The sequence below is a fragment of the Streptococcus oralis genome (assembly GCF_001578705.1).
Lineage (GTDB): Bacteria > Bacillota > Bacilli > Lactobacillales > Streptococcaceae > Streptococcus > Streptococcus oralis_J.
On sequence record NZ_KQ969037.1, the window covers coordinates 616,681 to 640,713 of the forward strand.

Sequence of the window (24,033 nt, forward strand, 5' to 3'; positions counted from 1 at the left end):
AGTCACAATGCTCATAAAGGTTGATTTCCCTTCACCGTTAGCACCGACTAAGCCGATATGCTCTCCCTTGAGGAGACGGAAGGACACATCTTCAAAAATTGCACGGTCACCAAAACCGTGACTTAAATTTTTAACTTCTAAAATACTCATTCTAATTCCTTATCTTGTTTTTATGCAGTCCTTTATAGAGGAGCCAAGCCAGATAGCCTCCCAAGGTATTGGTCCACAAATCATCAATCTCAAAGACGCGATTAAAATCAAAGAAAAAGTCTAAGACCAGCTGCGTACACTCAATTCCTAGACTCAGTAGAAAGCTGAGAAGGAGGATTTTTTTCGTTTGACGCAAGTTTGGACAGAGATAGATCAGTTGAAAAACCAGGGGGAAGAGCAAGAAGATATTTAAAATGTTCTGCAAAAAGATCCAAAGGACTTGTCCCAAACTAGTTACTTCACCCAGTTTCCAAAAGGAGTTTAAGGGAGTTAAAAGAAAAACCAGGCGTCCAAAAGTTTGAATACCTGGAGTTTCCACTCCTGTAGGAAGTTGAGGCTGGGGAGTGAAGCAAAAACAGACAATGCAAAGGCTGTAAATAGCCACTCCCGATCTTAAGATTATTTCTCTTTTTCTAGTCATTTTATGGATTTACCGCTGCGACTGCCTTCTGGCGGTCACGTTTCATTGTATTGGAGCGCAATTGTCCACAAGCTGCATCAATATCCGTACCATGCTCTTGACGGACAACACAGTTGACCCCTTTTTTCTTGAGGGTATCGTAGAAGGCCATCACGCGCTCTTTGGGACTACGGCTATACTGGTCGTGTTCACTAACTGGGTTATAAGGAATTAAGTTTACATAAGACAATTTCTTGATGTTCTTGAGCAATTCAGCCAATTCCAAGGCTTGTTCAACACCGTCGTTGACTTCATTGAGCATGATGTATTCAAAGGTCACACGGCGATTGGTTGTTTCGATATAGTACTCAATAGCAGCAAAGAGTTTTTCAATCGGAAAGGCACGGTTGATTTTCATGATGCTTGAACGCAATTCATTATTGGGTGCGTGAAGAGACACAGCCAGATTGACCTGAACTCCTTCATTAGCAAAGTCACGAATTTTGTGTGCCAAACCTGAGGTAGAAACAGTGATGTGACGGGCACCGATAGCCATTCCCTTGTCATCATTGATGGTACGAACGAAATTCAAGACATTGTTGTAATTATCAAATGGTTCACCAATTCCCATAACAACGATATGGCTGACACGTTCATCCTGACCACGTTCATCAAAGTATTTCTGAACTAGCATGATCTGCGCTACGATTTCCCCGTTATTGAGGTCGCGTTGCTTCTTGATCAAGCCTGATGCACAGAAGGTACAACCAATATTACAGCCAACCTGAGTGGTCACACAGACTGACAAACCATAGTGTTGACGCATGAGTACTGTCTCAATCAACATGCCATCTGGCAACTCAAAAAGATACTTAACGGTACCATCAGCAGACTCTTGCACGATCCGCTGTTTCAAAGGATTGACCACAAACTGGTCATTGAGTTTGGCAATCAAATCCTTGGAAAGGTTGGTCATTTCTTCAAAGGACTGCACACGTTTACGGTAAAGCCATTCCCAGATTTGATCTGCTCGGAATTTCTTTTCTCCCTGTTCTAATACCCATTCTTGCATGGTTTGACGTGTTAAACTATAAATAGACGGTTTCATCTCTTCTCCTTATTCTCTATCTATTTCTGACGAATGACAAAATGGCGCTGTCCCTTGTCCTCTTTCTGAGACTTTTGGTCCTTATGACGACGTCTATTTCGCTTATCCGCATTTGGTTTTCTCTTGTTTTGCGAAGGTTTCTTGCCTCTTCTAGGAAGGTTTTCCTCCTCTTTTTTACGCATTTTTTTGTCAAATGAAGCCCGCTTCGGTGCTTGATTTTCTAGGACAAAATAGGCACAACCATAACTGCAATACTCCAAAAGATAGTCCTGTAAACGACTAATCTTTTCAATTTTTTCCTCTGTTCGATCGTCTTTGTAAAAGCCACGTAGACGGAGCTGTTCATTGCTCCAGTCCCCCACGACATAATCAAACTTGGTCAACACTTCTGAAAAGCGTTGATTAAAGACTGTCACATCGAAAGCATCCTTGATATTTTCAACCAAGGTAAAAGCAATCCCTTCAGTCTCAACCTTATCCCCATTCACATGAAATTCTGGGCCAGGAAACTTGTTATAGTTGTATAATTCAGGTGCAATTTCTTTACGCATAGTCTTCCTTTTCCACGATTACTTAACACTCTATTTTACCATAATTTCTAGCAGTTAGCACGTTTCTCATAAAAATGAAAAAAGTCTGACGATTTTGTCAGACTTCTGCCATATAAAGCAAAAAAGAGAAGAATGACTCTTCCCTTCCTATTTTTTTATTTTGCTGCTGCGTAAAGCTCACCTACTTTGTTCCAGTTAATCACTGAGAAGAAAGCTTTGATGTAGTCAGGACGCACGTTGCGGTATTTCACGTAGTAAGCATGTTCCCAAACGTCCAAGCCCAAGATTGGTTTTTTACCTTCTGAGATTGGTGTGTCTTGGTTTGCAGTTGAAGTTACTTCAAGTTTACCTTCTTTATTCACAACCAACCATGCCCATCCAGAACCAAAGCGAGTTGTTGCTGCTGCTGTGAAGGCTGCTTGGAATTCTTCAAATGAACCAAATGTTGCATCGATTGCTGCTGCAAGTTCTGCTGAAGGAGCAGTTTTTTCAGGAGTCATCAATTCCCAGAAAAGAGCGTGGTTCAAGTGTCCACCACCATTATTGATAAGCGCTTGGCGGATATCAGCTGGGATAGAGTCTACATCAGCAAGCAAAGCTTCAAGGTCTTCACCAATTTCAGGGTGTTTTTCAAGAGCTGCGTTGGCATTGTTGACATAAGTTTGGTGGTGTTTGTCATGATGCAAGTGCATTGTTTCTGCATCGATGTATGGTTCCAAAGCGTCATATGCGTATGGAAGGTCTGGTAAGATAATAGCCATCTGTAATACCTCTTTTTCTTTCTATATGAAAATGATAACGCAATCATCCTCTTTTTTCAAGTTTTTTGCTCAATTTGCTTCTGCCACTATCTGCAAAAGTGCCTTTTCAAACAGGTACCCTTTTTCATAGACACCTGTCTTAATCTGGTAGTCTGTTTCAATCAAATAAGAAATCGCTCGCTTGAGAAAACTCAAAGAAATCCCTCTCGAATCTCTGAGTGCGAACTTGATTTGATAAGGATTAGGATTGCGCCCCAAGTAAGTCCCCAGACTGCTTGCAATCTGCGATTCCGTCTGACCAGCTTCTGATAAAATCTTCACTTGGGTAAAGGTTCGAAACTGTCCTAACATGACAGCTATGAGCTTGATCTCATCTTCCCCTTGCAAGGTCAAGTCTCTAACCAAGTTACGCGCCTGGTCGATCTTTTTGCCCAAGATAAACTGAGTCAAATCAAAAATATTGTCCTGCAGGGTCTTTGGAATAGCCTCGACAATGTCCTTCTCCTCAATCACACCATCTGACTTATAAGACTGTAAAAAAAGGAGATTTTTCTGGATTTCACTAAATTGAAAACCAGACTTGATTAGTAGATTTTCAAAAGACTTTTCTGCAAACTGCAGACCTTGTGTCTGACTCCATTTTTGGAAATACTGGCGCAGTTCTTGTTCCTTGGGTTCAATAGCATCAAAGAGTTTGGCATCGCGCTTAAGCAATTTGACCAGCCGTCTTTTGCTATCCAACTTTCCTTCTGCAAAAATCAAGAGTTTAGTCGTCGGCGAAGGGTTATCAAGGTATTCTTCAAATGACTTGAGCTCATCATCTGTTAAAAAACGTTTCTTGGCTGTTGTAATATCGACAAAATGATCTAATATCACGATTTTCTCATCCGCAAAGAAAGGGAGACTGACCAACTCCAACTCTAAGTCTTTATAAGCTACTTCTTTCATATCAAAGTAAGCAAAGTTAAGATCAGCGGGATCATAACCAATCTGTTTCAGCACTTGACTCTTCATAACTTCAAACTGACCCTGGTCTGTCCCTGTGAATAGGCTCAGGCTAGATAAATTTGATAAAGTCAACTTCTGACTGTCTTCAATGGCTATCATCTTCTCTCCTTTCTTCTGATTTTTCTATTTAATTTAGCCAATATAGCGCAATTTCCCACGGAAATCTTCTAGGCTCTCATACCCTTTTTCCGCCATAATAGCTTTCAGTTCATTGGTAATGCGCTCAAAAGCATCTACGCCTTCTTTGTGAAGGGTGGTCCCTACCTGCACCATACTAGCTCCACAAAGGATATGTTCAAAAGCATCACGACCCGTTAGAACACCACCCGTTCCGATGATTTGGATTTGCGGATTGAGACGTTGGTAAAAGGCGTGCACATTAGCAAGAGCAGTCGGTTTGATATATTCTCCACCAATCCCACCAAAACCATTTTTAGGACGAATAACGACTGACTCGTCTTCTATATAAAGGCCGTTTCCGATAGAGTTAACACAGTTGACAAACTTGAGCGGATACTTGTTGAAAATAGCTGCCGCTTGGTCAAAGTGAACAATATCAAAATAAGGTGGCAATTTGATTCCAAGAGGTTTGGTAAAGTAGGCAAATACCTCTGACAAGATACGGTCTGTGGTCTCAAAATCATAGGCAATCTGTGGTTTACCTGGAACATTTGGACAAGAGAGATTGAGCTCTGTCAGTCCTTTGAATTCACTCTCTTGAACTTTTTTCAAGATGGTATGTGTTTCTTCTGGAGACATGCCGACTAGGGAAAGGAAGAAAGTACGGTTTAGCTCTTTTTCCTGCAAGTCCAAAAGATAGTCCAGATAATAATCTAAGCCATTATTTGGCAAACCCATAGAGTTGATAGAACCAAGTGGAACATCCTGATAACGTGGTTCAGGGTTCCCCTGACGGAAGTCCAAGGTTGCAGTCTTCGTGACAAAAGTACCTGCCGCTGAGTTTTTGACCCCTTCAAGCTCTTCTATCGTCATACAAGCAACACCCGCTGCATTCATCAAGCAATTGTCAAACTCAAAGCCAGCTATTTGTGTTTTCGTTGATACCATGATTCTGATCCTCCAGATTCCTTTTATTTTTAATATTATACCATACTTTAAGATTTTCTCTTTGAGAAACTAATTTCTATATAAAACGTTCGGTTTTGTAAATTGAAAGAATTTTTAGAAAATTTCTGTTTTTTTCTTTACACTCAAAAAAAATTCTGCTATAATGGCTCATGTAATAAAATATAACAACAAAAGGAGAACGATATGACATCTGCTAAAGAATATATCCAAAGCGTGTTTGCAACTGTGAAAGCTCGTAACGGGCATGAGGCTGAATTTCTCCAGGCGGTTGAAGAATTCTTCAGCACTTTGGAACCTGTATTTGAAAAACATCCTGAGTATATCGAAGAAAACATCTTGGCACGTATCACTGAGCCTGAGCGCGTGATTTCTTTCCGTGTTCCTTGGGTTGACCGTGATGGAAAAGTCCAAGTCAACCGTGGTTACCGTGTTCAATTCAACTCAGCTGTTGGACCATATAAAGGCGGACTTCGTTTCCACCCAACTGTAAACCAAGGGATCTTGAAATTCCTCGGATTTGAACAAATCTTTAAAAACGTCTTGACTGGCCTTCCAATCGGTGGAGGTAAAGGGGGATCAGACTTCGATCCTAAAGGAAAGACTGATGCAGAAGTGATGCGCTTCTGCCAAAGCTTTATGACAGAATTGCAAAAATACATCGGACCATCACTTGACGTCCCAGCTGGCGATATCGGTGTTGGTGGACGTGAAATTGGCTACCTCTACGGTCAATACAAACGCCTGAACCAATTTGATGCAGGTGTCTTGACTGGTAAACCTCTTGGATTCGGTGGTAGTTTGATTCGTCCAGAAGCAACTGGTTACGGTTTGGTTTACTATACTGAAGAAATGCTCAAAGCTAATGGTAACAGTTTTGCTGGTAAGAAAGTGGTTATTTCAGGTTCTGGTAACGTAGCTCAATACGCTCTTCAAAAAGCAACTGAACTCGGCGCTACTGTTATCTCTGTATCTGACTCAAACGGTTATGTCATCGACGAAAATGGTATTGACTTCAATCTTTTGGTTGATGTTAAAGAAAAACGCCGTGCTCGCTTGACAGAATACGCAGCTGAGAAAGCAACCGCTACTTATCATGAAGGCTCTGTTTGGACTTACACTGGTAACTACGATATTGCTCTTCCATGTGCGACTCAAAACGAAATCAACGGCGAAGCAGCTAAGCGCTTGGTTGACCAAGGCGTTATCTGTGTATCTGAAGGTGCCAACATGCCAAGCGATCTTGATGCGATTAAAGTCTACAAAGAAAACGGAATCCTTTACGGACCTGCCAAAGCTGCCAACGCTGGTGGTGTAGCTGTATCAGCGCTTGAAATGAGCCAAAACAGCCTTCGCCTTTCATGGACACGTGAAGAAGTTGATGGACGTCTCAAAGACATCATGACAAACATCTTTAACACAGCTAAAACAACTGCTGAAACATACGGTCTTGGTACTGACTACCTTGCAGGAGCAAATATCGCTGCCTTTGAAAATGTAGCAAACGCTATGATTGCACAAGGTGTGGTATAAAAAACAAATTACGGAAACTGACTACCCAAACGGGTAGCCAGTTTTTTCAATTCTTAAAATTTAAGATTCTAATAGCCTTTATGCAAAAAGATAGTATTCTAACTTCCTCTTCATATTGGCTAATGTTTTTAATATTATTTTTTCTCATATTTATCATCAAACGCCTTTTTAAGGTCTAATTTAGTTTGAACACTCCCCCATCTTTGTGTTAGCTTTTCTTTTAATTTTTGATGTTCCGAAAAACCTAATTCTAAATAAATATAGTAATCTAAAATCATCAGTAAGCAATTATTATAAATGCTTAACTCCTCTTCGCTTAAAATCCTTGTTTTCTCTTTAATAGATTCATTGTAGTGGATATAATAGTTTCTAGTATTAGCAACAACGGAGGGAAATTCAGTCCTTTTAAAGTCTCCTGTCCTAAAAAAAACTTGGTACTCAGCTATAATTAAATCGGCAAGTCTACTTTCGAGCGTAATAAAATTTTTAGATTTCCCTAAAAGAAAACTTTCCATCTTATCTGTACGACCGTCTGTTAGCCACTTTACTCTATCTTTAAATTCTTTCATTGATCCAGCTTTAAACCTTGAATGATACGTTTCTAGAGCTTGAATAACATTTAAAAACAGTCTAACTGGTGATATCCCTTTTGTATACAGCAGTTCCATATAGAGATCTATGATCGGTTTTAATTTATAATAGGACTCAAAGTAATATTTAAAACTATTATTTTCTAACAAATCATCTAAAAAAAATGTTTTTAATATATACCTATCATAATAGTTCCCCATAAATCTATCTTTTCTTATAATAGGACTAATGATATCCAATGTTCTAGGTTTTTTATAACTACTATTATAACAATTTCCCTCAATAAAAGCTAGACAAATACCGTCAATTATAGACATAAAGGCTTTTTTTCTACATTCTTACTCCAAAGATTATGGACTATTTTAGACATTTTTAGACATTTCTTGGTTACTTTTTGGTTAGCTTTTACAAGTCCAATTTATCCAATTTTTCAGTTATATTAAACTTCATCTGCTCCGTAACATGAGTATAAACTCCCAAAGTCATTTTCTCGTTCGTATGCCCTACTCGTTCCATAATCGCCTTGATTGGAACTTCCAATTCTGCAAGTAAACTAATATGTGAATGCCTAAAAACATGAGTAGTCAATACAAAATCCTCTTCTTTTTGGATTCCACTTCTTTTAAAACTTCTCTTCAAAAAATCATTAAAAGAAAAAATCATAAAAGGATTCCCATTTTTCGTAAATATAAATCGCCCTTCTTTTTCCATGAAGAGATATTCTTCTATAATCTCTAACACTCTATCGCTAATACCAATGACTCTATAAGAAGCTAAACTTTTTGGACTATCTAGGAATATTTCTGCTTTACTTCCGCTCGTGTGCAATGTATGCTTAACTTCTAGTGTTTTATTTTCAAAATCAATATCCTCAAGAGTTAAAGCCAAAACTTCTCCAAAACGTAATCCGGTCAAATACATAAATTCAACAATCAAACGTACTCGTTGATTCTTTTCTTCTTTTTCTAAAAAATTAAGATACTGAACTACTTCTGCTCTAGTAAGATACTTATTCTGTTTCTTTCTGACTTTTTTTAAATTCTTCTTCCTTTTTGGCAAAACAACATTATCAATAGGATTCTCACTTATATAACCAACATTTAAGCAATACTTAAAAAATAAGTTTAATAAAACTTTCTTATTTTTCCTATGTTCTGCAGAGCATGGCAATTCTAACAATATATTCTGAACTATTCGACTTGTCACATTCACCAGTAAATAATCTTCCAATTTTCTGATCTCACCAATAATAGTGTATTTCTGAGACTTAAAAGTACTCCTCTTCAGCTCAGATTCTCGAATTTTTAAATATTCTTCATAGGCTTCCTTAACTGTTATTTTCTTTACTTCTGTTTTCTCTTTTTCTATGTTCTCCCTCTTTTTTTCTATTTTCTCATCCAGCAAGATTCTTGCTTGTTTCTGAGCTTGCCTTGTCTTAGAAGTCAAAGTTATAGAAACTTGTTTCCACTTATTCTCTTCTAAATCAAAATATTTTTCATAATATCTGTATTTTCCATTCTCCAATTCTCTAAAAAACATTTTATACTCCTTTTAAAAATGAGTATATCTCTAGTCAATAACTATAGTATATCATTTTTCCAATCAAATATATCTAACTCTCTCTCTATGCAGAAGAAATAGATAAAATCCTCTCACATTAATCAATACTTTTTGTCCTGTTCTAAAAGATATATCTTTAAATTCTTTCGTCTTTTGACTTTCGTCTAATCTCCTTTCAATTGTTTTAATACTAATCGAAGGGAAATAATTTGCTTTTAAATCCTTCTTTGACACACAAATATCAGGATAATTATTATATAATTTTTCCATTTTCATCCTCCTATTTCCGAACAAATTTTGAATACCTGGTGGAACTTTTTGACCTAAAATACGAATTTTATATCCTATCCTGGTTTCTTCATGTTCACTATTCTCTATAAAAAAACAAAAAAACAAGCCATTCCTGACTTGTCTTTTTAGTATGCACTATTCTTTTATTCGTGCTTCAAGTTCTATGACTGAACTATAATGCTCAGAAAGTCTATCTACTATCCAATCACATTTTCTTGATAAACTTTCTAACTCCCAATCATAATTTTTTGATGAACCTTCTAACACCTCATTATATCTTCCAAAAAGACACCCATTATCCTTGACTAAATCATCAAAATTCTTTGATACCTTTCTTAGCTCTAAGTTAAGCGAGTTAATTTTAAAGTATATCAATACTAATGTAAAAAATACACCCCAACCCATAACAAATATAAACGAAGCTAAACCTAAATAAATATTCTCCATTTTTTTCTCCTCAATCATCGACTTGCTAAAATCTCATTATGTAAAGCTATCATATTTAAAAGGCTTGGAGGATAACCATGTCTCTTCAAACAATCATAATAACTCCAATCAATAATTTTATAATCACCAGCCGACCAAATCACACCAAGCACCTTCAATGATCCTGCTTCAAAAGTGCTCGACGGAACTTTCAACGGACTATTTCCAACAGACAAACACGCTAAAGCCTGTATTGGTATATTTCCAAATCTTTCCATTTTTTCTACTCCTTTTATAAAAAAGGCAGATTCTACTCCACCTTAATGCAATTTACGTCTACCCAAAACAGTCGCAATCAATCCAATCAAGCCCCAAATAGTTGTAAAAATTGTGCTAGCTGTTCCTGTATTCGGAAGAACTTTCAACTGTCCTTCTTTGTCCTTCAAAGCAATTGTTCCATCTTGCTGTTTCACAGCACCAACTTCGTAAGGTTCTTTTTCTTGATAACCCCCTTCTTCTGTTTCGACAACTACTTTCCCTTGATTGGTAGAAACCACTTTATGACCTGTATTGGTTTCAATCGGAGTCTCCTTAATTTCTTCTTTGGTCACATTCAAAGGTTGTGGAGTATCTTTTTCTTTTACCCCAACATTTTCTTCTGCCTTTTGTTTCTCTTTCTTGATTTCAGGAGTATCTTCCTTTCCAGGATCAGTCTTTGGCTGCCCCTCTTTTGTTTTTTCTTCCTTCGGCTTTTCTGATGGAGTAGGTGAATCGACGACAATACCCTTACTATCCTTATCCTGCTGTTTCTCAGAATCACCACCCAAATCCAAATTATCATTCACTTTAGGCACTGGTGTTTCTGCTGATGCTTCTGTCGGCTTTTCTTTTTTCGTAGGTGTTACAACAATACCACCTGTTTTGTCATCAATAGGCTTCTCACTTTCACCACCAATCACAACCGTTGATGAACTGTCTTCCTTCGGTTTTTCCTCCGTCGGTTTTGTTTCTGCTGATGGAGTTGCTACAATACTTGTAGTATCATTTGTGACCTTGCTATCACCACCAAGCGAAAGTGTATCCGCAAAAGTCGTCGTTGCCGAACTCAAAACAGCCACAGACAACAATGTTACAAATTTCTTATTCATATTTTTTCCTCTTTTCTTTATTTTCCAATCACATAATAAAAATTTCTTGCTTCTTCAGCACCAAATACACGATAATTCGTGATACCTGTTCCTTGCCCACTTTGCACAAAGTTACATTCTGAAATCAGAATAGAGCCATCGTCTTTCACATCTTCGACGAAAGCGACATGACCATAAGTTTGGTGACCACCTGCCTGCCTACCTTGGAAGCTAACAGCAGAGTGTTTTGTAGGAGTATTCGTCACTTCATAGCCTGACTTATGTGCCCAATCTTGACCGTTACCCATGTATGGATCAAACTGTATTCCAAATTCTTTAGCACGATTAAACACATACCACGTACATTCTCCATAGGGATAAGATTGAGTGATATAGCCTTCCTTGGTTATTTCCTTATCAATAGAGTAGCCGTTCGGTATCTCCATCGCAACAGCTCCAGGAGCAATATCTAAACTACCAGCTATGGCATTGCCACTTGACGAGCCATCCTCAATCGTTCCCTTAAAGACTTCATACCACTTCTTGCTGTCCTTCTCCAGCTTTTCTAGCTTGGTTTGACCATCTAACAAGGAAACACCTTCATAATGTTCAGACCAATACTTGGCACTTTCAAAAGGATCAGTAGCCTTCTGCATATAGTCCTTAACTTTCTTATAGCCATGATTCAATTCAAAGGACATTAACTCTAGTTCCACTGTACTATCTAAAGTACGTGAACTTGCATTCGCCCATCTATCACCATTGATAGTATTATCCCAGCCTGACCATTGAAAATAACCAGCTACACCTCCTGACGGATTCGTTAGCTTTGGATCAAAGTCACTTTCTCTTTCTGCATTTGCCAGAGAACCACTAGAACCTTCCAGAGTGAACTTCTCTTTTGAGAGTTGCCAGTTTAGAATTTTAATGACATCTTCTGCACGTTCGACAGAAATATTGGCTTTCTGAGCCACTTCTTGCGCTGTTAGACGTGTTCTCTTTCCAGTCGTACTACCTGACGAACCACCAGCAGAACTCGTAATCAGTCCACCAAGAAGAAGCATCAAAAACAGAAAAGAAAGCACAGGTAGAAAGAAGCCAAGCAGGGCAAAGGCTCGTCTAGTCTTTTTCATCTACGTAACTAACCTTTCTTGTAAACTAAGTCTACCTTTTTTCTTCTGTAGTTTGCGGATTCTTTCTTTTCGTTCCAAGCGTTTCAAGGATGGTAAATCATCCGTTGCTTTCCATACTCCATTTTCAAATGTTCTTGCCTTTGGTCTATGCCCTTTTATTTCCTGCTTTCTGTACATATTTTCACGAACTCTATTTTTTAAAGTATCGTAATTTCCTTTATTTATTCTCTGTTTATTTTCATCTTTTTCTCCATAGTTTTTGAAATACTCAACTTTCATCTTGGCTCGGTCAAGCATTTCTCGTCTATGTGCCTTCCTCCATTCAACTTTCTTCGCACGTTTTATCTTTCGCGCCATATAGTCATCATTTTGAGGGATTTCCATTTTGGCTAGATTGCTTCTTTTTTCCAAGCGATTCTCATTCCAGTTTTTCAACGGTTTTGCCTTATCACCGACCCATCTTTGAGCATTATTTTTAGTAATTCTCGCCAAGGATTTTACTCGGTTAGGAACTCTATCGCCAACCCTTGTCGCAAATGTTTTTGCCCTTTGCTGCAGGTTCATCCCATTTCCTAGACGACCTAATCGACCTCTTGTCAAACTAGAAAGAGGATTCCCCTTTCCATTCATAAAGGATAGCAGATTGTCTCTATTCCTAAATAGCCAGTAAATCACAATACATTTCAAAAACGTTGCTACAAGACCAGGGCCTCCACCAAAATCTTCTATGTAACTTGACATATTTCCATAAACAATTGGAACGATCACACTTGCCAAACTAATAGCAGACGAAATCAACAAGAAAGAAATCCCTTTTTTAGAGATACCACCAAAATAATGACTAAATTGTGGAAACAGACTTAAGATTAAAGCGAATGGTAAAATCAATAACAACAAGGCATAGGAAAGCAAAATCACCACTCGACCTAGACCCATTGAAAGATACACAACACCGACCACAACAACATCAAAAATTGAGGTAAAAGCATAAGTGAACTTATCAGACCATTCATCAACCAAATTTTGACCTTTGACATCTTCTGTTTCGTTTTTATCATTCTTTTTGGTCAGGACTTTGATTTCTTTATCCGATAACTTGAAATTTCCTTTACCTTCCTGATAGTTGGTCAACTCTTGAAAATCTTCCTCCGAAAGATAATAATTTCCCTCACTATCTTTTTTTGAGTTCATGTTTTTATAAGCAGGGATAATCGTTGAGTTAAAATAGCTTTCAGCCATCGACGTATCTACAGTCCCCACTTTTTTCACAATTTCCGTCTGAAATTCTCTTGTAATTTCATCCGTGACATTATATAGATGAATAGGAAGATAGCGCTCAGGACTGCCATTGATTGAAATTTTAGTAAAAAAGCCACCAACAAGCGCAAAGACCAAGCCAAGTTTCAAAGCCGTTTTGAAAACTTGTCCGCCTTTAACCCACACAGACAGAATATATACAGCCATAAAAACACCTGCGATATATTTTGTCGTTGCTCCAAACAATACAGAGAAGACAGCACTTGCCATTTCTACAACCTTGTTCAAGAAAGGCGATACATCCGTCATTTTTTCAACTGCAGATACTAGACTTACGATGATTCCAAACAAGAATTTAGAGAACCAAAAAATAGCTTGAACAACTTTATTTATCCAATAATTTCCAACCTCACCAAGACCAAACAGCCCCTTATCAAAATAGACATAGCTGGTCAAGCGTTTCATTTTCGTCTTGAAATTGGCATAACTTAATTTTGTATTGGCTTTTTCTTCCTCTTCCTTCTTTTTCTTTTCTTCTTGCTTCCTTTGAGTTTCCTTGACGCTATCAGCAACACCTTGATTGGCATTCGCACCGACAACATCCGAACTTCTTTTCAATGTATCATCAGCAATTTTTTCTAAAGGGTCTTTATTTTCAGATGGACTAGGCTTAACAATACTAGAGCTTGCTCCTGTATTAGCGCTATTGGGAAGCGTTAATCCATCACTAGAACTAGATGAGCTTGTCGAAGAAGAAGTTTTATCCTTCACAAAAGCTGGAGTTTCAGATAGCGTACCATTTGGAAGCGAAACTGTTCCTATATCTGCGAATGCCAACAAAGGAAAGAGAATCGAGAGTAAAAAACAATCAGAGCTAGTTTCTTCTTCATCTTTTCTCCTTTGCTAAGTTGTAGATTTCAAATTCGTTGTAACAGTTTCAAACAATGGAGTTATCGAATCATATATCGTACCATCCACTGTAATTCTTTCTCTTCGACCAAAAACGTCAGAGAAGATACATTGACCCATCGTCTGATTTTCAACCCATGCCTTAGACAAATCATCTTCTTTGATTTTAAGATGTTCCAATATCGAAGAAGTCTCACTATCTTCTGAAAAGGCAAAGACTGTACCAAACCCTGTACCATCATCTTCAGTTGAAACATCTTTTACAGACTGAGTTGCTAAAACCAAGAAATTATTAAACGAACGACCTGTACGCTTAATTCTAGCCAGCAATTGACGACCACTAGGCGTCAACGAAATTTGCCAAGCCTCATCCACATACAACAAAGTTTCTTGTGTTCTATCTCTTTCTCCAAAATCAGCACAGAAAAACGTCAAACCGTACATAACCGCAAGACTTCGTAATTGAGTATCTGTCATATCCTCATAATTAGAGGTCTTAGGCATATCCAAGCCCGCAATTTCAAAAACCGTAATCTTATTATCCGACTGCAAAGACTTATTAGAGCCATCAGAGAAGCACAATTTCAACAAAGTGTTTTCTCCCATTTTTGATAAATAACGACCAATTCGTGCCACATCTTTATCTTTTTCTTCTTCAAAAGTTTTAAACAGATGTAACATTCCAACTGTTTCGCCATTTTGTTTTCTAGCCCAGACCTTGTCAATATTTTCCAACAAATAAGATTTCAATTTCTTAGAATCCTCTTTGTCTAAAACGGTCGAGATTAAAACCGAAGCAATTTCTGTCAACGTTGTCTTTTCATCAATATAAGCAAATGGATCCAGCACTCCAATATTTCTATCTTCCTTCATATCCAAGGTTACAAAGTGAATAGATTTGATATACTCTTGTACTTCTTTGTGAATATTCTGTTCCTCATATTCCTTCAAAATCTTCATATACTGTTTTCTCACTTCAGTTTTAGGATCAATATAAGCCGACTTGATTTTTAAGAAACTATTCAACGTAAACAACAATTTCATTAAAAACGATTTTCCATTTCCAGTAGCTCCAGTAATGGCAACATGAGGATTATTGGTAATCTTATCCTTAATCCCCATTTTATTCGCCTGTAGCAAATTTGAAAAGACTAGACGATTACTTGCTTGTAAGGCTGCCATAAAGTCACCACCCCAACTCGCAATCTCATTGTCTATTCGTGCAATGGGGAAGCCAACCTTGTTTCCTACTTCTTTCGTGACAAAAAACATATTCTGACAGAAACCTTCCAAAGAAGTATATTGCACATAACTTTCACGTTTTTTATCCAACAATTCTGTAAAGCGACCTTTGTAGAAAAGATACAATCTATCCGCATAACCTCTTGCAAGAGAACCTCCTAAGTTAGCTATGAGCTTACTTAAAATATCATATCTTTCCTCAATCTCATCCTCATCATCGCCAGTCACAACCAAGAAATGGAGAAATTCAACCATTTTTTCTTTACTTTCAACCTTTTCTTGATAGTCAACTAACATTTGATGAGCTTCTAACACTTCTAAACGTTGAATATCACCATCTTCCTCAATTTCAGCAACCACATTCCCCAAATTTTTACGTTTGTTTCTTGCTTTCTTTTTAGAAGAAGAAACACCCTTATCTGCCGAGAACGCAACTTTATAGATACTTTCTACAGGGAAATCTAGCAACTGCAATTCTTCTTGTAGATGAATCGAAGATACATTTTGAGGATAGTCCACAATTGGAAAACAAGCGACCAAATTATCATCATCTTTATTCTCCAATCGCAACACTTTGTGATTCTCAAAATAAATATTTGTATCATCGATATTATCGATACAATTCTTAATTGCATCTACTTCTGTTTCCTTGTCATAAAATTGACCTCGTAAGAATTGCAAACGAGCTAAAAACTCCAACTCTGTTTTTTCAACTTCACGAACTCTCAATTGATGCAAGGCACTTTTTAAAGCATTCTTTTTTAATTGCCAATCCTCATACCAATTTAAAGGAGGTAATTCACCCAGCCCAAGCAACTTCAATGTTTCTTTTTTGTAGAAAGACATGCTGTCTTTCAAAGTCGAAACTAGATCTGGACTGATATTGTTTGATTTCAATGGAACAGAGATATAATGCTTGTACTCAAACAAAAACTCAATCTCATCCTCAATCTTTTCTTGTAGACTATCCATCATCAAGTTTGCTAAAGGCGCTGTACCGCTATCTTGGTCAATATCTTGACGCAAGAGTTCAAATCGCTCATACAAATCTATTGGAATAGGAATCGTATGCAATTCAAAGTCACCATAGACCGATAGTTGACTAAAAGCTGAAAAAGCGGTTTGTTTAAACCGCTCACGTCCCCTCTTATCTATCGTAACCAAAACCTCACTAGGAACTTCAAAGACTGCAAAAACACCACCATTTTTACGTAATATCAAACTGTCCGCAAAATCCCAGTAATTACTCGTAATTTCCACGATAAATCCTTTCTATTTTTACATATCGTTTACCTTTATTTATGTAATACTTTTTACCGTATCTTCCATGATGCCAAAAATAAAAAATGTAATCACGTAGATAAATCACTATCGTTTTACCATCAATTTTATTATTAGTCAGAATTTTCCCCAATTGCCAGCCTAAGGCAGAACCAACAACTAAGCACCAACCCCACTCAAGAAAACCTACTGACATCAGGAGAAAAAAGAAAATCGGAGTAAAAAAGATAAAATATAATAAAGTTGACATCTCAACTGCAAAAGGTAAACTAAAATTATCCGATAATTCTTTTACAAATATAGGCTGGTCAAAACCACGCTTATACGAAAATAATTGTTTCTCTTCTTTTTCCATAGGCTTACTTGAAAACTTCTAACAATTTATTAAATAAAGTCGCAGGAGCTTTCAATACAGTTTCTGGACTTAACAAGAACCATAAAATTAAGGCACCCGTCAAAATAGCTACCAAAATTCCCCAAGTCTTTCCTTCTCGCCAAGCACGAATGGCTTTACTAAATACAAACAATCCAATCAAAGGAACACCTAACTTATCAACTAAATACTGAAAAAAACTCATTTATCTCATTCTCCTTAATTTTCTTTTTTATCCTTCTTCGCATAATCAAATGGAATCTGATGCTCCATTTTATCTACAAAATAACTATCTTTATCTTTCCTCAACTCAAAAGAAAAATTCTCGCTATGACTTGTACCTAAAACATCAAAAGTAACTTGCACATAAGCCAATGTTTTATCACTACCTTTTACAAAATAGGTATAATCAATGCTTTTAACAGTTGCTCCGCCAATTGTTTTGATATTTTTTGAGATCAAATCAAGATTCGATTGACTGCTTGTATAATTCTTGAAGAACAATTCAATAAAAGCAACCAAATCTTTTCTGTCATTTTCACTCAGACCATCATTTGCCGTCAAAACCAATTGCTTTTCTTTGTCGACGTCCTGACTCTTAAAATCTGTAACAGGGGCAAACCAAGGCAAGCCATCAACATAATAGCGACCGTCTTTTTCAACGTATGGAATTGAAAACTCGATTGATACACGTTGAACTTTGTTATCAACCTTTGTATCATAAGTTACTGCATAAACTGCAACTCCATCTTTCGCCATCAGCAAACGACCACTCACAATAGACATATCTTGTTTTGACTGTCCTTGATTCTTAACACTAGGCGGTGTTCCATAGAATTCACTCAAACGCTTTGCGTTTTCTTCACTGTCCTTCTCGCCTACCTTATAAGTAAAATAATAGCTTACATAGCTATCCAAAAACTGCTCCAGTCGTCTATCAATTTCCTTATTATCTACTTTAGCAATCTGATTCTTTTCAAATTCCTTTACTTTAGATACATTCTTAATTGATAAAACTCCAGCAGCACCTACAAAGACCACAAAACCAATCAACAAAGAGCCAAAAATTAGATTCGCACTCTTTTGATTGATTTTCTTAGGAGTGTATACCTTCTTATCAGAAAGTTTCTTTAACCTTTCTTGATTTTTTTCTCTTTTTTTAAATTTTCTTATCATTTCAAATAGATTACCTCAATTTCTTCTTTACTCCTTATTTTCTAATTCCTTCAAAAATCAAAGATTAACCTTTCTATAAAATCCTTGGGGAGTATTCAAAACTTCTCCTTGATCTATGAATCCCTGAAATGCAGTCACCCAGCTTCCACAGCTAAAAAAGTAATTGATAACTGATTCATAATCTAACTCTTTTGTCAACTCAACCATTGTCTTAACTTCATCTTTAGAACAAAATCTATAATATGTAGTCGCAATTTTAGTTACAGGAACATAACGCTGCAACTGAAATTTCACAATGAACTCATCGCCATCATACAACTCCAGTACAGCTTTTTTCAGCAAGTAAACCTCTTCAAGCGACATGATTTTATCAACTTCCCAATCTGTAATACCACAAATAAAAAAGTTATCTTTATCAATGCCTCTTTCCTGCATTCTTTCGAAAACTTGTTCTTGACTGTATTTCATAATATCCAGTTCACAGAGAAATTCAAAATTTCCTTCTCTTAAAACCCTGATATTCGCTATCATCTTGATACAAAGTAACCTTTACTCCTTCCTTTAACCACTTTCCACTTGTTTATTCAACTGCTCCAAATCAGCAACAGTAAACAAACCATATCCAATAAAGCCTGAACCCTCATAATCAACAATTTCAATAGATTCATCATAAGAGCCAGTCAAACCAATCACAGACAACTTTCCAAAATATAAAGGCAAGCTAAACCAAGCCTGCCTTCCATTCTTTAGATTCTTAATCAGCACTCTTGAAGCCATATTCAGCACCAACTAATCTTTATTGCAAAAAATACCAACTATCGCCCTCATGCCCTAGAAAGACATAAGAATCACCTAGACGACTAGCAATTTCTTCTTCATGTTCTTCTACATAAGCTGACAAACGATCTTCATTGACTAACTGCTCATATTCTCCATGATTCAAAATACCAGCAAAATCAATCAATGCTTCCTGCGTATCAACTTCTGTAAATGAATTGATATACACATTGTCAGGATTGGAACCATCAAATTGACCAAACTCCACACCGTCAAAATGTTCATCTAAACGATCAATAATTTTCTCAGGTTCATCAAGCAACTTTTTTCCGAAATTGTAATGCTTACACACATCAGAAAACTTATCATAGACAACTTTAATACTCATTTTTTCTCCTTCCAAAAAGAAAAAGGAAGCCAAACTTGACTTCCTTCACCATTTTAACTAAATTGAAGCACTACGCTCCAAATTGCTTCCAATCGCAAAAGCACGATTTGCAACTTTATTGTATGCCTTTTTCATATCATAATAACTCGCCAAATCGTTTTTAATACACTGAATTACTTGATAAGATAAAGTCAATTCTTCTTCATTCTTAAGAAGCCCATGCAACTCCCCTGCAAGTGACCAAGATTGTGAAAAATCTTTTTCCTTCAATTTTTTAGCAAGTTCATTCGACAATTCAATAACTTGTTTATCTTTTCCTTGTAATGCCATTTTTTATACCTCATTTTTTCTCTATATTTTTTAATTATCCAGCAACTAAGCTGGTGAACGTTTCTTAACTTTCATCTATTCTCTCCCAAACAAATAATCCAACGAAACCTCAAGTAAATCAGCTAACTTAACAAGAATTTCAAAGGTAGGCTCTGTTTTACCATTTTCCCAGTCGCTATACGTATTTCTTTTTATTCCTAATCTATCAGTCAACTCTTGTTGAGTTATTTTCTTACTCTTTCTAACCTCTCTTAATCTTTTACCAAATATTTTCATTTTAAATTCTTTATAAGTCTTTTTTTACATCCATCTTTCTAAAAGATATTTTTAAAACCAACAATAATGCTACAAATAATGTAAAATATAAATCCTGCAATAATTAAACCACTAATGAAATCTATCTCTTTAGCTTTTACATCTTCCAGTATTTTTTTAGTTAATAAACTAGGAATAGATTTTTTCTTTTTATTCAAAAATTAAACCTCCTATAAAAAACAATATAAATAATAGAATCGAGATTTTTACATTCCCTATCAGGACATAAAAAAACAAAGATAAGGCCAATCCTAAAATAGAGTTTAAAATCACATATCCTACAATTTTAACAATCGTCTTTACTATTCTTATCATGTTTTAACCCTTACATTTCTTTAAAATTCATCGCAAATCATCAATAGTCATCGTAGCGCCTTTTTTCTTCTTCATCTAATTTCCAAAAACAATAACTACAAATAGTTCTATCAAAGTTCATCCAACGACAACAGCCAAAAATTTCATCGATGCAAGATTTCTCAAAAGTGCAGCCACATACATCACAAACCCCACCTTTTGATTTTACTGACATTTTTAAAACCACCTCTCTAAATGAAATCGTTCAATCAACTTTAAACATTCTTCTTCCATATCTTCTTTACTCCTTCTTAGCAACCCAAACCACAATAGTTTTCTTTTTACATCTACTTCATTTGCTAAATACCTTTCATATTCTACATTCAAACGTTTCAGTTCATCCCAATCATCTTTTCTCTTTGTCTGATTATACTTTTGTGATTGAAACTCGATATAAGCTTGATACTCTCTAGCAACCTTACTATCAATTACTCCATCATAAAAATTTCTTTCAGGAATCAAATAGACAATCTTTTCAATATCTTTATATTCAATCATGTAAGACTCCCTAACTGACTTTGAAGAAATTCTAGTTCTTTTCGTTGTCTTGGCGTAATCTCTCCTGAACTCATTATTTTTTTCATATTCTCTTGCATGAACAATCGATCAATCTCAGAAACATACACTAACGAATTAGAAACCCTTTCAACAAGCCATCTTATCGTTCTTTCTACAGAATAAGGCTCAGGACTAACTGAAAGCCTGATTGCTTCTTCATTTCCAAAAAGACTTTGCCACTTGCTATCATACATTCTAAAACCATGTTCATCAGTACCATCATAAATCTGAATCGCACCTTGAAATATCGACCTTGTCAACTCAGCAATCTCAGCACCTTCTAAAACTTCTGTAATAAATGACCTTGCCTTTCCTTGTGAAAATCGAACCTCATAACGATTCCATATCCCAAACAACCTTACGCTATCTGATACGCTTATCCCTTCTTTCTTTGCTATCTCATATCTTTTTTCATAAAAGTTAAAATACATTTCAGACTGCCGACTGCCAAGATAAATTGACAATCCTTGCCTATTTTCTATTTCTAAGGGATTCTCAAAATCAAATCCACCTCCACCAACAAATGAAAAGTTTCTTAGATATGGCGAAACAATTTCTTGATTATAATATCTAGTTACTAGAGATGATAAATCAAAGTTATCTTTTGAATCTTCCTGAACCATTTCATCAACTGCAATATCTATCCTAGTAACGCTAAAATCATTTCCATAACGCTTCTGAATTTTTTCTATAAAATCAATCCAAGTTATATTTTCATTTTCAAGATAGACTTCTAACTGTCTGCAGCCTTGACCGCTTAATTGAACCGTAATTCTGTTTTTATCTTCTCCATTCTCACTGTACGAAGAATTAAATCCCAAAAACCAAATATCCCCATACCGATACAACAGTTCATATTTCATAAATGAGGTCGTTTCAGGTTTAGGCATTATATCAAATCCAAAAAATTCTTTCGCAACAAAATAGACATCAATTTCATTACGAAGTGTAAACCTAAAATAATCCACCATATACCTTGTAAGACTAGCATCACATCTTTTCAAACTAAACAGATTTTTTATTTCTAAAAAATCTGTTTTCTTCAAAGTTCTATAACCATTCTCGTAAGCCTTTAGCGTAGAAACAGGAATACCAGTCTTTATCGATAGTTCTTTTCTTGTCATTTTTTGTTCTTTTCTAAACTCTTTTAACTCTCTACCATCCATTTCTCCTATAAAACTCCTTATTTTTACTAAAAGGGATACAAGAAATTGCAAAAAGGACACGCCTTGAAGCCACGTGGCTGTAAGTGCGAAGTGCATTTTGTAACTCTTGTTACCCACCTATTAGAATAGGTGGGTTAATTAGTTGAATAGAGCCTACTAGTGACCGCTAGTGACCGCAGGCGCTCGTCGCTTCGCTTCCTCGCTTCTGCTACTAGCTACTAGTAGGCTCTATTCAACCAACTCTTATCTAAACAAAAAGAGGAGAATGGTTCTCCTCAATCAATATTCTTCAAAAGGATAGTCTTCTAGTATTTCAGTCCATTTCTGAGTACTAGTCTTCTTCAACTCAAACAAATCTTTGACCAAGGCCATCTGTCTTTTATCTAAATACAAAAAACCATCTTCTCGACTAACAGTTATGACATCTTTTTCTTCCAATTTATTCAATAGATTTTGAACAGATGAAAAACTAACACCAATAGTCCTTGAGAAATCACTCGCCTTCACAAGAACACCAAGATTGTTTTCTCCCTTCTGTCGTTTACTAGACATCAACTCCTGAATCAATTCAGGGCTTGCCTTTTTAATTTCTCCTTTTTGCAATTCCTCTTGTGCTTCCATTTCAGCTTGAAGATTTTCTTTTTCTTCTTCAGATAATTGAGCATCAGGATTTTCCAAAGGGTTGAAAGGATTTTTTCGTCGGTCAATCTTCTCATATTCATCAGTAAAAGAGAATCCCTTTTCTAACAAAGGAGAATAAAATTCTCTTGCGACTTCTCCATATACGCTGGCATATCCACGACCATATACTCGTTTACCACCAAGATATTTCACATACTTAAATTCCTTATTTCTATTGACTTCCCCGAAGGCTAAGTCATAGCCGACCTCGTCCAATCGACCAACAGAAATTCTGAAATTGATATTCGCTTGTAGTTTTGAGCCTAAATCTTCTCTTGAAGGCTTCTGCATAGCAATAACCGCAAAGCAGCCAGCTTGCCTTCCAAGCAGTAAGAATTGACCCATCGCATTATCCAAACGCTGTCTCGTTTGAAAATCAAGCATAGCACACAAGGCATTGTATTCATCGCAAACCAAAAAATAAGGTTCAAGACCATACTCATAAAACTTACGTAAGTCCTTATCCCCATTTTCTTCACGTTTTTGTCGCATATAAGCATAGCGAGCAAACATGATACCAACAGCCCTTTCAATCATTTCAACAATGTCATTAACCTGATAAGAAATACGACCTTCAAAGGCTTTCTGTTCTGCCATAGTCACAAAGTCTGCTTGTTTTGGATCGCAAATATCTACTACTCCAACTTTAGCCATAGCACGAATCAATGTCCTTAGTAATACCGTTTTACCACCACCAATACCACCACAAACAAGTAAATGAGGGTCATCAATAGGATTCCAATACAGATTTTTCATCAATTGAATACCCTTATCAGAATACTCCACATCAGTTACCTTGATTCTATTCAAAAAAGCAGAATAGGCTAGTTTGTAAGTTTTAAACTTTATATCGTCCTGAACTTCCATAAAGTCCATAAAGAACGTTGTTTCAAGTTCACTACCAATCTTCTTAAACTTATCCTGAAACTTATTTCCAGCCATTTTAAAAGCAATTTCCAAATCATAACGATTTTGCTTCATGTAAACAACAGGAAAAACAACTTTATCTCTAGTTCTTGAATCTGTCTTAACCTTTTTAGTATAGGTATATCCATTTTCCCGCAAAAAGAAAGCTAACCTAGATTCCCTTTCCCTCTTTTGAAAATAGAATATTCGCTCCTGCGACAACCAAGTCAAATAAATACTTACACCAATTATCAGAATCAACATAACTACTGAAACGACAATAGAGAAAATATCTACATTCTTGATTTTCTCAAAATTTGAATAGACAAAAAAAGCTAGTATAGGACTAAACAACAAAAAGAAAAAAGAAAAAATATAGTACCTCAATTTTTCCATAAAGGGAAATATTCTAACCCCTCTATAAGCCGGAAATAAACTCATATCTTTTCTCCTTTAGAAATTATCCCTTGTGTTCCTGATGCTGTTCTTGCTTCTGATTTTGTTTAGGTTGACCACCTACTTTTTTAAGTTTGTC

The 24,033-nt window shown here is 36.3% G+C and carries 30 protein-coding genes; 1 reads left to right on the top strand and 29 read right to left on the bottom strand.

The window, feature by feature from the left end; genetic code table 11:
* The 7 genes from SORDD05_RS10225 to SORDD05_RS03075 form a co-directional block, all read right to left on the bottom strand.
* The coding region (locus SORDD05_RS10225) for an ATP-binding cassette domain-containing protein (protein WP_231077321.1) at nt 1–150 on the bottom strand (150 nt) is incomplete at its 3' end.
* Between the two features lies 1 nt (nt 151).
* Nucleotides 152–631 (bottom strand): VanZ family protein, encoded by a 480-nt coding sequence (locus tag SORDD05_RS03050; RefSeq protein ID WP_061417031.1) that lies wholly within the window; start codon nt 629–631, stop codon nt 152–154.
* Nucleotide 632: 1 nt separating this feature from the next.
* Nucleotides 633–1,718, bottom strand: a complete 1,086-nt coding sequence (gene rlmN, locus SORDD05_RS03055; protein WP_000804762.1) for a dual-specificity RNA methyltransferase RlmN — start codon at nt 1,716–1,718, stop codon at nt 633–635.
* Nucleotides 1,719–1,738: 20 nt separating this feature from the next.
* Nucleotides 1,739–2,269, bottom strand: coding sequence for a YutD family protein (locus SORDD05_RS03060; RefSeq protein WP_001224366.1), 531 nt, complete (start codon nt 2,267–2,269; stop codon nt 1,739–1,741).
* Nucleotides 2,270–2,424: 155 nt separating this feature from the next.
* Nucleotides 2,425–3,030, bottom strand: coding sequence for a superoxide dismutase SodA (gene sodA / locus SORDD05_RS03065; RefSeq protein ID WP_061417032.1), 606 nt, complete (start codon nt 3,028–3,030; stop codon nt 2,425–2,427).
* A 69-nt stretch (nt 3,031–3,099) separates the two neighbouring features.
* Nucleotides 3,100–4,137 (bottom strand): DNA polymerase III subunit delta, encoded by a 1,038-nt coding sequence (gene holA, locus SORDD05_RS03070; protein ID WP_061417033.1) that lies wholly within the window; start codon nt 4,135–4,137, stop codon nt 3,100–3,102.
* A 33-nt stretch (nt 4,138–4,170) separates the two neighbouring features.
* Nucleotides 4,171–5,106: a dihydroorotate oxidase gene (locus tag SORDD05_RS03075; protein WP_061417034.1), complete on the bottom strand. Its 936-nt coding sequence runs from the start codon at nt 5,104–5,106 to the stop codon at nt 4,171–4,173.
* Nucleotides 5,107–5,310: 204 nt separating this feature from the next.
* On the opposite strand from SORDD05_RS03075, the gene gdhA reads away from it, so the two are divergent.
* Nucleotides 5,311–6,657, top strand: coding sequence for an NADP-specific glutamate dehydrogenase (gene gdhA, locus SORDD05_RS03080; RefSeq protein ID WP_061417035.1), 1,347 nt, complete (start codon nt 5,311–5,313; stop codon nt 6,655–6,657).
* A 134-nt stretch (nt 6,658–6,791) separates the two neighbouring features.
* On the opposite strand, the gene SORDD05_RS03085 is transcribed toward gdhA, so the two are convergent.
* The 22 genes from SORDD05_RS03085 to SORDD05_RS03180 form a co-directional block, all read right to left on the bottom strand.
* Nucleotides 6,792–7,565 (bottom strand): HEPN domain-containing protein, encoded by a 774-nt coding sequence (locus SORDD05_RS03085; protein WP_061417036.1) that lies wholly within the window; start codon nt 7,563–7,565, stop codon nt 6,792–6,794.
* Between the two features lie 88 nt (nt 7,566–7,653).
* Nucleotides 7,654–8,787, bottom strand: coding sequence for a tyrosine-type recombinase/integrase (locus SORDD05_RS03090; protein WP_061417037.1), 1,134 nt, complete (start codon nt 8,785–8,787; stop codon nt 7,654–7,656).
* Between the two features lie 63 nt (nt 8,788–8,850).
* Complete coding sequence (locus SORDD05_RS03095) at nt 8,851–9,078, bottom strand: hypothetical protein (RefSeq protein ID WP_000413840.1); 228 nt, start codon at nt 9,076–9,078, stop codon at nt 8,851–8,853.
* Between the two features lie 156 nt (nt 9,079–9,234).
* The gene (locus SORDD05_RS03100) at nt 9,235–9,546 is read right to left on the bottom strand and encodes a hypothetical protein (RefSeq protein ID WP_061417039.1); all 312 of its coding nucleotides are present in this window, start codon (nt 9,544–9,546) and stop codon (nt 9,235–9,237) included.
* 14 nt (nt 9,547–9,560) lie between these two features.
* The gene (locus SORDD05_RS03105) at nt 9,561–9,803 is read right to left on the bottom strand and encodes a hypothetical protein (RefSeq protein ID WP_061417040.1); all 243 of its coding nucleotides are present in this window, start codon (nt 9,801–9,803) and stop codon (nt 9,561–9,563) included.
* A 42-nt stretch (nt 9,804–9,845) separates the two neighbouring features.
* Nucleotides 9,846–10,673 carry an LPXTG cell wall anchor domain-containing protein gene (locus SORDD05_RS03110; protein ID WP_061417041.1) on the bottom strand — a complete coding sequence of 276 codons (828 nt, stop codon included), beginning with the start codon at nt 10,671–10,673 and terminating at the stop codon, nt 9,846–9,848.
* Nucleotides 10,674–10,690: 17 nt separating this feature from the next.
* Nucleotides 10,691–11,785 carry a phage tail tip lysozyme gene (locus tag SORDD05_RS03115; RefSeq protein WP_061417042.1) on the bottom strand — a complete coding sequence of 365 codons (1,095 nt, stop codon included), beginning with the start codon at nt 11,783–11,785 and terminating at the stop codon, nt 10,691–10,693.
* Nucleotides 11,786–13,813, bottom strand: coding sequence for a type IV secretion system protein (locus SORDD05_RS03120; RefSeq protein ID WP_231077315.1), 2,028 nt, complete (start codon nt 13,811–13,813; stop codon nt 11,786–11,788). It lies immediately after the preceding gene.
* Between the two features lie 132 nt (nt 13,814–13,945).
* Nucleotides 13,946–16,453 carry an ATP-binding protein gene (locus SORDD05_RS03125; RefSeq protein WP_061417043.1) on the bottom strand — a complete coding sequence of 836 codons (2,508 nt, stop codon included), beginning with the start codon at nt 16,451–16,453 and terminating at the stop codon, nt 13,946–13,948.
* Nucleotides 16,437–16,829, bottom strand: coding sequence for a TcpE family conjugal transfer membrane protein (locus SORDD05_RS03130; protein ID WP_061417044.1), 393 nt, complete (start codon nt 16,827–16,829; stop codon nt 16,437–16,439). Before SORDD05_RS03130 ends, SORDD05_RS03125 begins: the two co-directional genes overlap by 17 nt.
* A gap of 4 nt (nt 16,830–16,833) precedes the next feature.
* Complete coding sequence (locus tag SORDD05_RS03135) at nt 16,834–17,052, bottom strand: TcpD family membrane protein (RefSeq protein ID WP_000007733.1); 219 nt, start codon at nt 17,050–17,052, stop codon at nt 16,834–16,836.
* A gap of 14 nt (nt 17,053–17,066) precedes the next feature.
* Entirely contained in the window at nt 17,067–18,023 is a 957-nt protein-coding gene (locus SORDD05_RS03140) for a conjugal transfer protein (RefSeq protein ID WP_061417045.1), read from the bottom strand.
* 57 nt (nt 18,024–18,080) lie between these two features.
* Nucleotides 18,081–18,554, bottom strand: coding sequence for a hypothetical protein (locus SORDD05_RS03145; RefSeq protein ID WP_061417046.1), 474 nt, complete (start codon nt 18,552–18,554; stop codon nt 18,081–18,083).
* 30 nt (nt 18,555–18,584) lie between these two features.
* Entirely contained in the window at nt 18,585–18,800 is a 216-nt protein-coding gene (locus tag SORDD05_RS03150; protein ID WP_061417047.1) for a hypothetical protein, read from the bottom strand.
* A 19-nt stretch (nt 18,801–18,819) separates the two neighbouring features.
* Nucleotides 18,820–19,188: a hypothetical protein gene (locus SORDD05_RS03155; protein ID WP_061417806.1), complete on the bottom strand. Its 369-nt coding sequence runs from the start codon at nt 19,186–19,188 to the stop codon at nt 18,820–18,822.
* 57 nt (nt 19,189–19,245) lie between these two features.
* A complete protein-coding gene (locus SORDD05_RS03160) occupies nt 19,246–19,518 on the bottom strand; it encodes a hypothetical protein (protein ID WP_061417048.1) in 273 nt (90 codons plus the stop codon).
* 75 nt (nt 19,519–19,593) lie between these two features.
* Nucleotides 19,594–19,794, bottom strand: coding sequence for a helix-turn-helix domain-containing protein (locus SORDD05_RS03165; protein WP_061417049.1), 201 nt, complete (start codon nt 19,792–19,794; stop codon nt 19,594–19,596).
* Nucleotides 19,795–19,832: 38 nt separating this feature from the next.
* Nucleotides 19,833–19,991: a hypothetical protein gene (locus tag SORDD05_RS10120; RefSeq protein WP_196757193.1), complete on the bottom strand. Its 159-nt coding sequence runs from the start codon at nt 19,989–19,991 to the stop codon at nt 19,833–19,835.
* 197 nt (nt 19,992–20,188) lie between these two features.
* Nucleotides 20,189–20,362: a hypothetical protein gene (locus tag SORDD05_RS10125; protein ID WP_196757194.1), complete on the bottom strand. Its 174-nt coding sequence runs from the start codon at nt 20,360–20,362 to the stop codon at nt 20,189–20,191.
* A gap of 2 nt (nt 20,363–20,364) precedes the next feature.
* Nucleotides 20,365–20,685, bottom strand: a complete 321-nt coding sequence (locus SORDD05_RS03170) for a hypothetical protein (RefSeq protein ID WP_061417050.1) — start codon at nt 20,683–20,685, stop codon at nt 20,365–20,367.
* Nucleotides 20,682–21,911, bottom strand: coding sequence for a replication initiation factor domain-containing protein (locus SORDD05_RS03175; protein ID WP_061417809.1), 1,230 nt, complete (start codon nt 21,909–21,911; stop codon nt 20,682–20,684). The genes SORDD05_RS03170 and SORDD05_RS03175 overlap by 4 nt, the downstream gene beginning before the upstream one ends.
* Before the next feature lie 279 nt (nt 21,912–22,190).
* Nucleotides 22,191–23,939 carry an FtsK/SpoIIIE domain-containing protein gene (locus SORDD05_RS03180; protein ID WP_061417051.1) on the bottom strand — a complete coding sequence of 583 codons (1,749 nt, stop codon included), beginning with the start codon at nt 23,937–23,939 and terminating at the stop codon, nt 22,191–22,193.
* Nucleotides 23,940–24,033: the final 94 nt, after the last annotated feature.

Bases quoted from the DNA above. Each gene is read 5' to 3' on its own strand.
- SORDD05_RS03085 (WP_061417036.1), bottom strand. From the start codon at position 7,565: ATGTCTATAATTGACGGTATTTGTCTAGCTTTTATTGAGGGAAATTGT.
- SORDD05_RS03165 (WP_061417049.1), bottom strand. From the start codon at position 19,794: ATGAAAATATTTGGTAAAAGATTAAGAGAGGTTAGAAAGAGTAAGAAA.
- gdhA (WP_061417035.1), top strand. From the start codon at position 5,311: ATGACATCTGCTAAAGAATATATCCAAAGCGTGTTTGCAACTGTGAAA.
- SORDD05_RS03155 (WP_061417806.1), bottom strand. From the start codon at position 19,188: ATGAGTATTAAAGTTGTCTATGATAAGTTTTCTGATGTGTGTAAGCAT.
- SORDD05_RS03075 (WP_061417034.1), bottom strand. From the start codon at position 5,106: ATGGTATCAACGAAAACACAAATAGCTGGCTTTGAGTTTGACAATTGC.
- SORDD05_RS03095 (WP_000413840.1), bottom strand. From the start codon at position 9,078: ATGGAAAAATTATATAATAATTATCCTGATATTTGTGTGTCAAAGAAG.
- SORDD05_RS03180 (WP_061417051.1), bottom strand. From the start codon at position 23,939: ATGAGTTTATTTCCGGCTTATAGAGGGGTTAGAATATTTCCCTTTATG.
- SORDD05_RS03170 (WP_061417050.1), bottom strand. From the start codon at position 20,685: ATGATTGAATATAAAGATATTGAAAAGATTGTCTATTTGATTCCTGAA.
- SORDD05_RS03130 (WP_061417044.1), bottom strand. From the start codon at position 16,829: ATGGAAAAAGAAGAGAAACAATTATTTTCGTATAAGCGTGGTTTTGAC.
- SORDD05_RS03175 (WP_061417809.1), bottom strand. From the start codon at position 21,911: ATGGATGGTAGAGAGTTAAAAGAGTTTAGAAAAGAACAAAAAATGACA.
- SORDD05_RS03150 (WP_061417047.1), bottom strand. From the start codon at position 18,800: ATGGCTTCAAGAGTGCTGATTAAGAATCTAAAGAATGGAAGGCAGGCT.
- SORDD05_RS03100 (WP_061417039.1), bottom strand. From the start codon at position 9,546: ATGGAGAATATTTATTTAGGTTTAGCTTCGTTTATATTTGTTATGGGT.
- SORDD05_RS03050 (WP_061417031.1), bottom strand. From the start codon at position 631: ATGACTAGAAAAAGAGAAATAATCTTAAGATCGGGAGTGGCTATTTAC.
- SORDD05_RS03145 (WP_061417046.1), bottom strand. From the start codon at position 18,554: ATGATAGCGAATATCAGGGTTTTAAGAGAAGGAAATTTTGAATTTCTC.
- SORDD05_RS10125 (WP_196757194.1), bottom strand. From the start codon at position 20,362: ATGTCAGTAAAATCAAAAGGTGGGGTTTGTGATGTATGTGGCTGCACT.
- rlmN (WP_000804762.1), bottom strand. From the start codon at position 1,718: ATGAAACCGTCTATTTATAGTTTAACACGTCAAACCATGCAAGAATGG.
- SORDD05_RS03135 (WP_000007733.1), bottom strand. From the start codon at position 17,052: ATGAGTTTTTTTCAGTATTTAGTTGATAAGTTAGGTGTTCCTTTGATT.
- SORDD05_RS03090 (WP_061417037.1), bottom strand. From the start codon at position 8,787: ATGTTTTTTAGAGAATTGGAGAATGGAAAATACAGATATTATGAAAAA.
- SORDD05_RS03140 (WP_061417045.1), bottom strand. From the start codon at position 18,023: ATGATAAGAAAATTTAAAAAAAGAGAAAAAAATCAAGAAAGGTTAAAG.
- SORDD05_RS03160 (WP_061417048.1), bottom strand. From the start codon at position 19,518: ATGGCATTACAAGGAAAAGATAAACAAGTTATTGAATTGTCGAATGAA.
- SORDD05_RS03105 (WP_061417040.1), bottom strand. From the start codon at position 9,803: ATGGAAAGATTTGGAAATATACCAATACAGGCTTTAGCGTGTTTGTCT.
- sodA (WP_061417032.1), bottom strand. From the start codon at position 3,030: ATGGCTATTATCTTACCAGACCTTCCATACGCATATGACGCTTTGGAA.
- SORDD05_RS03110 (WP_061417041.1), bottom strand. From the start codon at position 10,673: ATGAATAAGAAATTTGTAACATTGTTGTCTGTGGCTGTTTTGAGTTCG.
- holA (WP_061417033.1), bottom strand. From the start codon at position 4,137: ATGATAGCCATTGAAGACAGTCAGAAGTTGACTTTATCAAATTTATCT.
- SORDD05_RS03060 (WP_001224366.1), bottom strand. From the start codon at position 2,269: ATGCGTAAAGAAATTGCACCTGAATTATACAACTATAACAAGTTTCCT.
- SORDD05_RS03115 (WP_061417042.1), bottom strand. From the start codon at position 11,785: ATGAAAAAGACTAGACGAGCCTTTGCCCTGCTTGGCTTCTTTCTACCT.